Annotated in this window: 11 protein-coding genes; 3 read left to right on the top strand and 8 right to left on the bottom strand. The window is 43.1% G+C overall.

Translation table 11 applies throughout. The annotated features are described in order from the left end of the window. Positions 1-93: 93 nt before the first annotated feature. Positions 94-1,176: a mannonate dehydratase gene (uxuA, locus tag OCU21_RS02245; protein ID WP_261805879.1), complete on the bottom strand. Its 1,083-nt coding sequence runs from the start codon at positions 1,174-1,176 to the stop codon at positions 94-96. Then, the gene (locus OCU21_RS02250) at positions 1,177-2,796 is read right to left on the bottom strand and encodes a mannitol dehydrogenase family protein (RefSeq protein WP_261805880.1); all 1,620 of its coding nucleotides are present in this window, start codon (positions 2,794-2,796) and stop codon (positions 1,177-1,179) included. Positions 2,797-3,014: 218 nt separating this feature from the next. On the opposite strand from OCU21_RS02250, the gene OCU21_RS02255 reads away from it, so the two are divergent. Together OCU21_RS02255 and OCU21_RS02260 are read left to right on the top strand one after the other, a co-directional pair. Beyond that, the gene (locus OCU21_RS02255; protein ID WP_261805881.1) at positions 3,015-3,680 is read left to right on the top strand and encodes a GntR family transcriptional regulator; all 666 of its coding nucleotides are present in this window, start codon (positions 3,015-3,017) and stop codon (positions 3,678-3,680) included. 74 nt (positions 3,681-3,754) lie between these two features. Beyond that, on the top strand, positions 3,755-4,999 hold the full coding sequence (locus tag OCU21_RS02260; protein WP_261805882.1) for a hypothetical protein: 1,245 nt from the start codon (positions 3,755-3,757) through the stop codon (positions 4,997-4,999). 336 nt (positions 5,000-5,335) lie between these two features. Here OCU21_RS02260 and OCU21_RS02265 read toward each other — a convergent pair whose 3' ends face one another. The 4 genes from OCU21_RS02265 to kduI all read right to left on the bottom strand — a co-directional run bounded on the left by OCU21_RS02265 (position 5,336) and on the right by kduI (position 9,040). Beyond that, positions 5,336-6,361 carry a sugar kinase gene (locus tag OCU21_RS02265; protein WP_261805883.1) on the bottom strand — a complete coding sequence of 342 codons (1,026 nt, stop codon included), beginning with the start codon at positions 6,359-6,361 and terminating at the stop codon, positions 5,336-5,338. Between the two features lie 115 nt (positions 6,362-6,476). Then, positions 6,477-7,121 carry a bifunctional 2-keto-4-hydroxyglutarate aldolase/2-keto-3-deoxy-6-phosphogluconate aldolase gene (locus OCU21_RS02270; RefSeq protein ID WP_261805884.1) on the bottom strand — a complete coding sequence of 215 codons (645 nt, stop codon included), beginning with the start codon at positions 7,119-7,121 and terminating at the stop codon, positions 6,477-6,479. A 17-nt stretch (positions 7,122-7,138) separates the two neighbouring features. Further along, positions 7,139-7,954 carry a 2-dehydro-3-deoxy-D-gluconate 5-dehydrogenase KduD gene (gene kduD, locus OCU21_RS02275; RefSeq protein ID WP_261805885.1) on the bottom strand — a complete coding sequence of 272 codons (816 nt, stop codon included), beginning with the start codon at positions 7,952-7,954 and terminating at the stop codon, positions 7,139-7,141. A 240-nt stretch (positions 7,955-8,194) separates the two neighbouring features. Next, on the bottom strand, positions 8,195-9,040 hold the full coding sequence (kduI, locus tag OCU21_RS02280) for a 5-dehydro-4-deoxy-D-glucuronate isomerase (protein ID WP_261805886.1): 846 nt from the start codon (positions 9,038-9,040) through the stop codon (positions 8,195-8,197). 176 nt (positions 9,041-9,216) lie between these two features. Between kduI and OCU21_RS02285 the strand changes: the two genes are divergently transcribed. After that, entirely contained in the window at positions 9,217-9,987 is a 771-nt protein-coding gene (locus OCU21_RS02285; RefSeq protein ID WP_261805887.1) for an IclR family transcriptional regulator, read from the top strand. A 1,154-nt stretch (positions 9,988-11,141) separates the two neighbouring features. Here the strand turns inward: OCU21_RS02285 and OCU21_RS02290 are convergent. Together OCU21_RS02290 and OCU21_RS02295 are read right to left on the bottom strand one after the other, a co-directional pair. Next, on the bottom strand, positions 11,142-11,975 hold the full coding sequence (locus tag OCU21_RS02290) for a carbohydrate ABC transporter permease (RefSeq protein ID WP_261805888.1): 834 nt from the start codon (positions 11,973-11,975) through the stop codon (positions 11,142-11,144). Then, entirely contained in the window at positions 11,975-12,919 is a 945-nt protein-coding gene (locus OCU21_RS02295) for a carbohydrate ABC transporter permease (RefSeq protein ID WP_261805889.1), read from the bottom strand. The genes OCU21_RS02290 and OCU21_RS02295 overlap by 1 nt, the downstream gene beginning before the upstream one ends. Positions 12,920-12,956: the final 37 nt, after the last annotated feature.

Consider the following 12,956-nt stretch of genomic DNA (forward strand, 5'->3'; position numbering starts at 1 on the left):
TTTCAATGCAGATGTCAAATGTGCTTGCAACTCATCAATTGATTTTTGTGATTAGATCATTGCTTAAAAATCCCAGTGCGCTCGCGCCATTGATCAGGCTTGATCGGCCTTTTCCAGCGCTTCCCACAAACCATTTAAATAGGTGATACCTAAGGCACGGTCATATAACCCATAACCAGGGCGACCATCCTCGCCCCAAATATTGCGACCATGGTCTGGCCGAACATAACCAACAAAGTCAGTATCATGCAGGGCCTTCATGATCTCATACATATCAAGTGATCCTTCACTGGACAAGTGTGCCGCCTCATGGAAATCGCCATGTTCCATAAACTTGATATTCCGCAGGTGGATGAATGGCGCCCGATCCTTTTTAACGAATTCGCGAATGATCTCAGGAACATCATTTTGCGGATTCTCACCTAGGCTACCTGTACAAATCGTAAAACCATTGTAACGAGATTCATGCATCTCTTCGATTTTGACCATGTCGTCCCGGTTTTTATAGATCCGTGGTAAACCGAATAAAGGACGTGGTGGATCATCGGGATGCATCGCCATCCGAACATCACATTCCTCACAGACCGGAATGATCGCGTCTAAGAAATACTTCAAATTCTCAGAAAGTTTGGCCTCGTCAACTTCGGCATAAGCCTTAAATAATCGTTGGATCGTGGCTAAACGTTCAGGTTCCCATCCAGGCAAAACATAGCCTTGAGAATTATTTTTAACACTATCAATGATCTCTTGAGGATCCGCCGCCAATTTGTCCGCTTCAAAGCAGAGGACGTTTGACCCATCTGCTAATTGATAATGGAGATCTGTTCGCAACCAGTCAAAAATCGGCATAAAATTATAGCAAATGACCTTGATACCATATTCTGCGAGATTGCGGATCGTTGTTTTATAATTCTCGATATAACGGTCACGTGTTGGTAGACCGATCTTGATATCATCATGGATATTGACTGACTCGATCACTTCCAACTTTAATCCCGCAGCTTCGACCTCTGCTTTTAATGCGGCGATTTTTTCTTTAGGCCAAACTTCACCTACGGGTACATCGAACAACGCACCAACAACTTGACTTGTCCCAGGTATCTGTCGGATCTGTTGTAGCTTGATCGGATCATCTTGCGCACCATACCAACGAAAACCCATTTTGATTTCTGCCATTTAACCTACCTCCACGACTTCTTTGATTGTTTGTTTGACCGCACCAGGTCCGGCGATCATTTTCTGAAAAAGTGATTCAACTGTCTCACCGAGACCGATCTGATAAAGATCATGACCAAAAATCTGTTGATTAGTCAAAATAGGCTGCAGAGCCTGATGGATCACCACCGGATCTGCTCCAAACCCCAGACCGACTAGCCCTTGTTGTAATTCCGCTAAAAGTGGATCACGACTCGGCTCGAATGGTTGGCCCTGATCATCCAAAGCCAACAAATAACGACACCAACCGGCTAAAATCAGTGGGATTGCTTTCAATTGACTCAAGTCCGCTTTTTCCGCCAGATAATGACTCAAGGTCACACCATAACGAATCGCTAATTTCTGTGATGTATCACTAGCGATCCGCTGAGGCGTATCAGGGATATTCTTGTTGGGCAAGCGCTTAGTAATAACTTCATCAATAAACTTTCGTGGATCGATAATTTTAGGATCCTTGACCACGGGCAGATCTTCCTGATAACCCAATTGCTTGATCAAAGCAACTAGATCTGGGTCAGTCATCTCTGCGGCGATCGATGTGTAACCCAATAATGAGCCAAAAATCGCTAAGGCAGTGTGTAAAGGATTCAAGCAAGCAGTCACTTTCATTTGGTCAGCGTCATTAACAGTCTCGCGATCAGTTAGGATCACGCCAGCTTCTTCTAATGGTGGCCGACCATTTGGAAATGCATCTTCGATAACCAAGTAATGCGTTTCCTCAGTATTGCCAAAAGGCGCGATATTGGTGTGTTTAGCCGTATGAATGATCGTTGTATCTTCAAAACCGGCTTTAGTAAGCTGAGCGGCAACATTTTCGGCAGGATTAGGAGTGATCCGGTCGATCATCGACCATGGAAAAGTGATTTTAGTAGGATCGTTCAGATAAGTCAGAAACGCTTGCGGCGCTTGACCGTTTTTGACCCAACCAGTCGCGATCGTCAAAATACCATTTTGGAAACGCCGACCATTTTCAGAGAAATTATCGGTGCTGACCAACGCTAATGGATAAGCGCCATGTTGGAAACGCGCCAGTAACAATCGCGCAATCGCGCCCATATTGGTGCTAGCCGAATCTGGACCTTCTTCGATATCCGTCTGCGCAGCAGCCGTCAGTGCACCATGAATATCAGTTAGTTGATATCCTTTCTCAGTGATCGACATTGTTACCATTTGAAGCGACGGCCGCTGGAAGATTGCTTTGAGATCATCCCAGCCCTGGGGATCATCGCGGTTATAATAGATACTTTGCGCGACACTAGCAATCAAATTCATTTCATTTTGGGGTGCTTTCATGATCACTTGTAACATTCGATTCGCATAAGGATGATACGCTTGCGTGATCACCCCATCGTCGTAAGTTTCTGCGACAATGATCCCTGAGGTCAACGCTCCCTTATTTAATAGATCTTGAGCGATTTTGGCATGGAAACAGCGGAAAAGATTACCGCCGCCAAAATGGACCCAAATAGGATCAGCATCAGTCTGCTCGACCATTTTTTGCTGATCATATTGAGGCACATTGATCTTAGCTTGGGCAAATAATTCTGGTTGTTGCAAATAGTCATCCGTTAACTTGACCATTTTGTTGCTCCTCTCTTTATTAAACGCCATCTCTAATATAGTAATATATCAGATTTCAACTTAAAAATACCATTGATTGTAATCGCTGTCAATGGTTAATCAGCAAAGTTTCTTTTTTAGCTAATATACTAGACTTTTCTCATTAAATATCTTAATCTTGACTCATCTGTTAAAATAGTATAGTAATATATCAACTCTATGATTAAGGAAGTTGAACCATGGTCGAAGTAATCAATTATCAGGATGAGGCTTACAGCGCGATCAAAAAGATGATCCTTTCGCTGGAGTTGCTCCCGGGCAGTAAAGTCAATAAGAACGATTTGGCCCAGACGCTAGATGTCGGCGTTACCCCATTACGTGAGGCGATCATTCGCCTACAACGCGAGGGACTTTTTGACGTGATCGCCCAACGCGGCACTTACGTTTCAAAAATCAATCTGGACGAGGTCTATCAAGCCCGTTTTGTCCGTGAGAACATTGAGAAATTAGTCTGCCAAGAAGCAGCGGCGCTAGCCTCACCTTCACAGTTGTTAGATTTAAAGAAGATCCTGCAATTACAGAAAGTCTATCTTCAGTCAAACGACTACGAAAACTTCTTTGCCCTTGATGAAGATTTTCATCGTCTTTTCTACACCATTGCGCGGAAAGAATTTATTTGGCGCTGGCTACAGCCACTAAATCTACAATTTGATCGTTTCCGCTTCCTACGGTTAGAAGTAAAATCACTGAACTGGGACAAAATCATTGAGCAGCATACTCAAATCGTTCATTACACGGAACAAAACGATGCGCCAGCGCTAGAGGCGATCGTGATCAAACATTTGCATATGGTGGATGAAGATACTCGGATCGTAACTGAAACTTTCCCTGACTATTTCAAATGACTCGATCTCTCTTGGGTTTCTCCAGTAAGGATCACGCTTAGTAAAACTCAAATTTTCTTTTAGGAAGTGCGCGCATGACCAATAAAAGAATCAATGGTGAACCACTCAATATCCTGCACACGATCGATCTAGAACAGCTTTACCCGATCATTCGTTGCCAACTAAAGTTAAGTCAGCCTCTTGACCAGCCCCGATTAGCGGCCGCGTTACAGACGATCGGTCAGGTCATTCCCGAGATCTTCGCTGGTTATGATCTAACAACTAATCAATGGATCCTTGACGTGCTCGAACCGAAGCGAATACTTCACCAAGTCGATGCCGACCAGAATATCGATGAATTGAAATTAGATCTGCAAGCCGGACCACAACTACATGTTTATCTACAACCCGCTGCGCCAGGCCAACGTGTCACTTTTGTGATCAGTCATATTTTGACTGACGGCGCCGGTTTTAAACAATTTCTCTATCTCCTCGCCAAAATCTACAACGAAGGTGCCGCAGTTATTGATTCAGTGGAGAATCACACTGATATCGAGGGCATCAAGGCTTTACTGCAACAACGTCCACCGCAAACCCTGCGGCCCACTGATCATCCGCTGATTCCTTTGGCTTTGCCCCGTCTAGCTGAAATAGATCGACCACGGACACATTACGTTGGCGCCACACACCTCTCAAGTTTAGAAAGTTCACGGCTTTTGCATTGGGCCCATCAACAAAAGGTTACGATCAACGATGTCCTATTGGCGGTTTTCGGCCAATTGATGCAAAGCTACGCCGCCGTTCCTCAGATCACCTTGGCCTGTCCCACTGATATGCGTCAATTTCTACCAGTAACGCTGCGCCAACAACTAAGGATCCAAAATTCAACGGCCCGTTATAATTTGACGCTTACCAACGAACCGACGCGACCGCTGACCCAAACGATCCAAGCGGTCCACCGCCAAATGACTGCACTTAAACAACAACAACAGTTCCTCCAATCGATCGAGCATTTGATCGATTTAGCAGAGACCGCAGAGATCAGCGACTTACAAGCACTCACTCATCAAAATTATTCAGTGCGACCAGTGGGCTATACAAATCTGGGCATTATTGACGCAACTCGCTTACGCTTTGTCGACACCACCGTGACAAGTTGCCTACTCACTGGTTCTTTTCGGATCGCCCCCGCCTTTCAAGCCGCCTTTAGTAGTTTTTCAGGTCAGTTGATCATTGGCTTCAATATGATCGGTACGCCAGCCGAAATCAAGTTTGGACAAACGATCTTAAGCCAATTACAACAAAATCTACAATTAGTCAGTCGTGCTAGTGAACTTTAACCAGAGTGCGAACCGACCCGGGTAGTGCTTGAGCACTAGCCTAGTAACTGTTTTGGGAGCCAGTTTTAGCTCCCAGAACAGTTACGTAGCTAAGCTGAAAGCACTGGGTCGGTGAGCACGTTTCAGGCCAGAGTGCGGAGCGAGCCGGTTTGCTTGTGAGCATTAACCTAACAATTGTTTTGGGAGCGCATCTTGCTCCCGGAATAATTGTGTAGTTAAGCACAACAAGCAGGCTCACGCAGCACATTTAAAAAGAGCAATCACAAAAAACGTGATTGCTCTTTTATAATCAAGCCTTTTTGGCTGTCAGTTCTAGTCGACCTAGATAAAACGAGATCAGCGGCTAACACTCGAACCTGCGTCTTGACCCATGATCGCACGGATCTCAGCATCCGAAACCAAGTTCAGATCACCACTGATCGTCAGTTTCAACACACTAGCCGCGATCGCGTAGTTCAACATCGCCTGATCATCAAAATCATGCAAGATCCCGTGGATCAAACCGGCTGCAAACGCGTCACCTGATGCAACACCTTCCATCACATGCATGTGATAAATCGGCGCTTCATAAAATTGACCGTTGCGTAACATCAACCCTGTCCATAGACTATCTTCGACCGAGTAGATATTCCGTAACACGCTGGCAACTGTGTGACAATTAGGAAAGCGCTTGGTGACTTCACGCATCCCCGCTTCAAAACTCGCTTTCTGGTCGATTCCACGACTCATGTCGCCATCAAAAGCTTTAATGCCTAAAGTAGCTTCAAAATCTTCATCATTGGCGATACAAACATTGACATATTGCATCAGCTCAGTCATCACCGCTTGTGCCTTGGTCGGTGACCACATTTTGCCGCGATAGTTCATATCGGCGACAACCGTGATCTGATGTGCTTGGCAATACTGACAAGCGGACAAGACCGCCTGTTGTAACTCCGCAGAAATCGCTGGGGTGATCCCAGAAAAATAGAAATAATCAACATCTTTTAAAAGCTCGGACCAATCCAATTCCTGTGCCTGGATCGTCGCAAAAGAACTTCCTGCCCGATCATAAACAACATTGGTATTGCGAACACTTGCGCCTTTTTCAAAAAAGTAAATGCCTAAACGAGGCCCACCACGCAAGATTTTATTGGTTGCCACGCCGTAGCGACGCAATGTTCCCAAGGCAGCCTCGCCTAAAAGATTCTCCGGGAACTTCGTCAGAAATGCCGCATCGTCACCTAACAATGACAGCGAGACCGCCACGTTAGCTTCAGAACCACCATAATTGGCTTGAAATTGATTGGTTTGGAGAATACGATCATTGGCCATGGGTTTTAGCCGCAACATCATTTCACCGAAAGTCAGTACTTTTCCCATCAACAGCTTTCCTTTCAAAAGACTGCGGCCCATGTCCATGCTGGCAGTCCTATTAGTCTAATCGACTATCAGTCAGAAAATTTCGATCTACACCGAAAAGCGGTGCTTGTGTGGCTTATTTTGCGCGCCATGCCTGATATTTAGCCGTGAACTTAGCTGCATTGCTTTGGATCGTCGTCAGATCAGTTTGATCATTCCCAACTAAACTGCCACCAACACCAACAGCAAAGACGCCAGCGTCAAACCAATCAGTCAGGTTGTCCAAGCTGACCCCACCAGTCGTCATAAAGTCAGTGTCTGGGAATGGACCGTGGAAATCCTTGACAACGGCTGGGCCAACTAGGCCGGCTGGGAAGACTTTGATCAAGTCAGACCCGAAAGTCTTGGCATGATAAACTTCTGTTGGTGTAAAGCAACCAGGAACATAGTTGATCCCACTTGCATTACATACTGCTGCAACCGATTCACTAAAAGTCGCGCTAACGATAAAACTAGCGCCAGCTTTGATGGCTTCATGAGCATCATAATCACTTAAAACTGTGCCCGCCCCGATCAAAACATCAGGACGATCCGCATATTCTTCAACTAATTTAGCGATCGCCTGACCCGCATTCGGCACCGTAAAGGTCAATTCGATCCCCTTAACGCCACCAGCCACACACGCTTCCGCGACCTCAACACTACGTTCAACTGTGCTTGCCCGAATAACGGCAACGATCCCGCTTTCGCCAAGTTGTTTTAAAATTGCACCTTTTGTCATAATTTGATCTCCCTTGATTAACGAACTAAATAACCACCATCAACAGCTAACAAGAAGCCGTTAACGTAATTAGAAGCATCACTTGCTAGGAAGACAGCGACACCCATCAACTCACTTGGTTCACCCCAATGACCAGCGGGGATCCGTCCTAAGATCTCATCATTACGATCCTTTTGCGCACGGATCGGTGCAGTATTGGCCGTCTTGATATAGCCTGGTGCGATCCCGTTGACTTGAACATTATAAGCGCCTAACTCACTAGCAAACGCCTTAGTCAAACCAGCAACGGCATGTTTCGAAGCAGTGTAAGAAGGAATGAATTTCCCACCTTGGAATGAAAGCATGGAACCGATATTGATGATCTTCCCAGATTTCTGCGCCGCAAAAACCTTGGCAGCAGCCATCGACATATGATAGACCGCGTTCAAATTAATATTGATGACCCGATCCCAATCTTCATCTTTGGATTCCAATAACGGATTACGTTTGATCATCCCAGCATTATTGATCAAAATATCAATGTGACCAAAAATTTCAACCGCTTTAGCAACAACTTTTTCAGCGATACCTGCTTCAGTCAGATCAACATCCATAAATTCTACACGGCGGCCACGTTTCTCCACCATTTTACGAGTTTCGTCCCATTCTAATGTGCCAAAGGTCGGTACGAAAACATCAGCTCCTGCTTCTGCCAATGCAACAGTATAGCCTTGACCCAAACCAGTGTTACCACCAGTAACGATCGCAACCTTACCCTTTAGTGAGAATGCGTTCATCGTAAATTTATCAAGTGCTGCTTCATTTTGCTTAATTTCTTCAGGTGATTGCGCCATGATTTTTTCTCCTTTGATTGTCATCTGTTCGCAAGCCATTCATCAACTTGCCCAGCCACTTTTTGTCAAAATCAAGGAACATCAGTACTCAGCGTCAACACTTGGACCAACAGAGAAAAACCATTTCTGCCATGACCTGATCACCACTGCAGCGGGTAAACATGATGTCCTTCATTACAAGCTATTCAAATCATTCGATTGCTCTTTTTTAATTTCAAACAACTTGGGTAATGCTAAAAATTACTTCAAATCCTTCATTTCAACTTGATCCATATCATCATAAGTTTGGTTTTCACCACACATTGCCCAGATGAAAGCATAGCTACCAGTTGCGACACCACAATGGATCGACCAACTTGGATTGATCACCGCATCTTCTGGATTCAAGAAAATGTGTTTTGATTCGTCAGGCTTACCTAAGAAATGAATGACCCGAGTATCTGGCTCAGCGAATTCAATGTAAAGGTAAGTTTCCATCCGTCGTGCATGGGTATGGGCAGGCATTGTGTTCCAAGAGTTTCCTGGTTCAAGGACCGTGTAGCCCATTTGCAATTGACAAGTATCCATTTGTGACGCGTCGATGTACTTGTAGATCGTCCGCTTATTCATGTGCGCCTGATCACCCTTAGGCATTGCGATCGCATTGGCGAATGGTAATTTTTTATTTGGAAAAGTCGTTGTCCCAGGTGTGGAAACAACATAGAATTTAGCTGGTTCAGCCGCGTCATCAGATGCGAACTCAACATGCTTTACACCCACACCCACATAATAACCGTCATGAGTGACCATTGGTTCTTTAACGCCATCGACTGTGATCGAGCCATTACCACCAATATTGATCACACCCAATTCCCGCCGTTGTAAGAAATACTCAACACCTAATTGCTTGTCGAGTTTGATTTCTAATGGTTCTTCAGCAGGTGTGACCCCACCAAAGATCATCCGATCATTATAGGTATAAACTAAACTGATATCACCAGCCGTGAACAAGTTTTCCGCAAGAAATTCTTCGCGCAATTTCTCAGTATCATAATGTTGAATGTCCTCTGGTGCATGTGCAAATCTTGTTTCCATCTTAAAACTCATGAAAATAGCCTCCTGTTTTCCATATAAGAAAATGGTTTTCTTGATTTCTTCTTCAATATATACTATTATTAAATGAAAATCAAGGGGTAATCTTTTTCTGAAGTCCGATTTTCCAGATAATACAACGCTTTCACCTAATCTCCAAAATTGTTTATTTTGAAAGGAATAAAACCATTATGACGGAACAAGCGAAGAGCACTTATGGCACGGTCCTGCTCAAAGCCAATGATATCCTAAACGCGATCGCGATCAATAAAGCCCATACTTTGACGGAGATCGCAGAGATCGCGGGCCTAACGCGATCAACGACTTCAAAGATCCTCGATACGTTACAACAACTGAATTATGTTGATAAAGATGAGCGAAACAAAAGCTACCAAATCGGGCCAGCGCTAGTCAAATATAGTGAGGCCTTTCTTAATGATTTCAATATCGTTCGCCTCTGCCGTCCCTACCTGCTCAAGTTACGCGATAAATTTGGTGAGACCGTCCATTTAGGCGGCCTTGATAATTCGGAACTGGTCTATTTAGATAAATTCTCTGGCAAGAAATCAATTACCGTGATGACTTCAAAAATCGGTGTCCACGCGCCCCTCTACGCAACCGGGATGGGTAAGGCGATCTTAAGCACCTTTAGTTCGGACCACCTGCAAGCCTACCTCGCCAAACACCCACTACTCCCCCTAACTGACACCACGATCACTGACAGGTCGGTCTTACAAAGTCAGCTCGAGCAAGCTCAAACAACTGGTCTAGCCTTTGATAACGCCGAACGTGACGAAGATGTTTATTGTATCGCGACCACGATCACTTATCGCCAGAAGCTTTACGGAGCCTTCAGCATCAGTATTCCCCGTTACCGGATGAATTCTGCGGTCAACCAGACCATGGAACAAGAAATCCTCAGGACCAAGAAAGAAATCGAAGATTTTTTGGCTAATGTTTAACTGGATTAAGTGATTGCCCAGAGTATCGTTTGCAAATTAAGGATTGACAGAACAAAAACAGCTGTCGGCCGTTGATACGATAGACTTCTTCTACCAAAATAGTATTTTCCCATTATTGTGCCCATACAATTAGAATATTAAACTACTTCAGTTTTTGATGAATTCATCGGGAATTTGATTCAAAATCTCTTTATCCATATTTAGTTTTTCACCTAGACTAATAATCGTTTTAAAAATATCTTAAAGCTGTCGCGATTCTAATATCTGATAATGGCCGACTATAGTCATAGAACGATCCCCCAAACGTTCTATATCAATGAAACTTAGCCATAATTATCGAGCGAAAAAAGGCGATTGAGCATTCAGTGAAGTTTGATCGCTTTTCTTTTGTCAGGATTCGTTTACATACTAGATACACAGGTGGAACACTGTGAAACGCTCAAACCCCACCAATAAGTTGGCACTGTTCATACTGTCTTGGACGCTTTGTCCAAGCTGTCCATAAACACTAATCCCATTTAGTTGCTCGTTATCCCCCGTATTTATCCATTCAATAGTGGTTCCCACTATTCTCAAATCGGACCCCGAGATATCAGTATAATAGTTTAAAGTCTTCTCAAATAGCCAGACTTAATACTTTGATATTTTCTTTCCGATATTTACACGGGACTCTTTTAAGTATGTCGTATATGGAATGAGTGGAGTACCAACATGCTCATCGATGACATAATCATAGTTGGATCCACTACCATATCCTGCAATAATAGCGAGATTTTTAATCGCTCTGTTTAAAATAGAACACGAGTATGCACCGGGAGCAAAGTCAGAATCATCAATAAACTATTTCTGTAGCTTTGCGGAGTTAATATTGTTAAACACAGCGTGTCACGACTCAGATCATTATATGACAGCACCCCAATAGAGCGGAATTTAAGATTCGCTGGATGATAGATACTAAATGACAAGAATCTATCAGGAGCTTCGACTAGTCGAAGAAAGACTCGAGTTCTTTACTCACCATAATCGTTCGACACAAAGAAACAGCCTCACCCCAGATAAATACTGGGACAAGGCCGTTTAGAAGTGGACAAAATTTATATTATTTCATCTGTCAACTTAGTAGGAAACAGCAACAAGGTGTTTAATTTATATTTTTATTCTTTTAACCCACCAGCTGTCACACCGCCAATGATATAGCGTGATAAGAGTAAGTAAATAATAATCAACGGAATAACCGTAAGTCCAATACCTAAGTACATCGCTCCAAATTCAGTTCTATAAATATTTGCCGTTAATAATTGGACCAGCATCGGCAAAGTGTACTTAGCCTGATCATTAATTAAGATCAAAGGCATTAAGAAATTATTCCATGAAGCAACAAATGCGAAAATCCCCATTGTTGCCAAACCCGGCTTCATGATAGGCAACATGATTTTATGGAAAATTGTAATCTCACTTGCCCCTTCAAGTCTCGCAGCGTCAGCATAATCAGGCTGATAAACTGTTTCCATATATTCAACTAGGAAGAACACCGTATTTGGTGCCGCAATCGCTGGCAGAATTAGTGGGATATAGTTGTTTAAGAGGTTTAGCCTCATCATGAACTGATAAAAACCAATCATACTAATCTGGGGAGGAATCATGATTAAACCAATCATCATTCCAAAAAGAATTTTCTTGCCTTTAAAATTATAGGCAGTAAATGCGTAAGCACCCATGGCAGAAAAATAAACACTCAAGATTGTTGAACATGCCGCGATAAAAAAGCTGTTTCCCATTCCTTGCCAAACATTGAAACCTTGGTTCATAAGAACATGCCAGTTATGCACCAAACTATCACTTGGAATCAATGAAAGCCCTTGTCTGATTTGTTCAACGGAACGGGTCGCATTACACAACAAGATCCAGAAAGGTAGAATGCTCAGAAGGGTCAAAATCCCGCAGAATACATAAATGAGAGTACGTTTTGTTCTCAATGCATGAGCCATTATTTTGCCCTCCCAACTTTTGTACGATCCTTAAAGACACTGAACATTAAGACACTTAACACAATTGAAATCAAAAGTAGAATTACAGATGCTGTTGCAGCCAAATAGAAATTACGATTTCCTGAAAAAGCTTGTTGATAAATATACATCGTTATTGTTAAAACACTATTATTTGGCCCACCTTTAGTCAATAAGAATGGGATATCAAAAACCTGTAACCCACCGATTAAAGAAGTAACCAGCGTGTATAGTAGAATTGGTTTTAACAAAGGAATCGTAATATGTCTGAAGATTTGTCCATCAGTTGCTCCATCAACACGTGCGGATTCAAACAATGATTCACTAATACTTAAGATGCCCGATTGCAGAACAATCATTGTTTGTCCATACCACATCCAGAACTGGATAAAAGCGACAATAAAAACCGTGGCCCAATTATTCTGGAAGAAGTTATATGCCGAATCGATTACCCCAAGTTTAATCAACAACATGTTGATTGGACCCATCGGATAACTAAATAAAGCTGAGAACAGTACTGCAACCGAGGCTGCGGTAATAACATTGGGAAGGTAGAAAACAACTTTGAAGAATTGCGTCCCCCGTAACTTTAACTTCATGTTCGTGAACCACGCCGCAAGCAGCAAGGCCACACCCATCTGAGGTATAAAATTCAATATCCACAAAATGACTGTATTCTTGATTGACTTAAGAAATAGCTGATTCTGCAAAATCGACTTATAGTTTTTTAATCCCACAAAATTTGATTGCGTGTTCCATCCTGCTAAGTCAGTAAAACTCAAATAAATCGTATACAAGATTGGATATAAAGAAAAAATTAGAAAAATAATGAAAAATGGTAATAAAAAGTAATAGCCATAACGGTTATACCGCTCAAAGTGACCACGCGCTTCGACTTTTGACTCTTTTGAATCTCCAGAATTCATATCCGATCCTCCTCACTTTAAAATAGTCACTTTCTTG

This window comes from Lapidilactobacillus luobeiensis (genome assembly GCF_024345205.1).
In the GTDB taxonomy this organism is placed as follows: domain Bacteria; phylum Bacillota; class Bacilli; order Lactobacillales; family Lactobacillaceae; genus Lapidilactobacillus; species Lapidilactobacillus luobeiensis.

Bases quoted from the DNA above. Each gene is read 5' to 3' on its own strand.
- OCU21_RS02255 (WP_261805881.1), top strand. From the start codon at position 3,015: ATGGTCGAAGTAATCAATTATCAGGATGAGGCTTACAGCGCGATCAAA.
- OCU21_RS02260 (WP_261805882.1), top strand. From the start codon at position 3,755: ATGACCAATAAAAGAATCAATGGTGAACCACTCAATATCCTGCACACG.
- OCU21_RS02265 (WP_261805883.1), bottom strand. From the start codon at position 6,361: ATGGGAAAAGTACTGACTTTCGGTGAAATGATGTTGCGGCTAAAACCC.
- OCU21_RS02250 (WP_261805880.1), bottom strand. From the start codon at position 2,796: ATGGTCAAGTTAACGGATGACTATTTGCAACAACCAGAATTATTTGCC.
- uxuA (WP_261805879.1), bottom strand. From the start codon at position 1,176: ATGGCAGAAATCAAAATGGGTTTTCGTTGGTATGGTGCGCAAGATGAT.
- OCU21_RS02285 (WP_261805887.1), top strand. From the start codon at position 9,217: ATGACGGAACAAGCGAAGAGCACTTATGGCACGGTCCTGCTCAAAGCC.
- OCU21_RS02290 (WP_261805888.1), bottom strand. From the start codon at position 11,975: ATGGCTCATGCATTGAGAACAAAACGTACTCTCATTTATGTATTCTGC.
- kduI (WP_261805886.1), bottom strand. From the start codon at position 9,040: ATGAGTTTTAAGATGGAAACAAGATTTGCACATGCACCAGAGGACATT.
- kduD (WP_261805885.1), bottom strand. From the start codon at position 7,954: ATGGCGCAATCACCTGAAGAAATTAAGCAAAATGAAGCAGCACTTGAT.
- OCU21_RS02295 (WP_261805889.1), bottom strand. From the start codon at position 12,919: ATGAATTCTGGAGATTCAAAAGAGTCAAAAGTCGAAGCGCGTGGTCAC.
- OCU21_RS02270 (WP_261805884.1), bottom strand. From the start codon at position 7,121: ATGACAAAAGGTGCAATTTTAAAACAACTTGGCGAAAGCGGGATCGTT.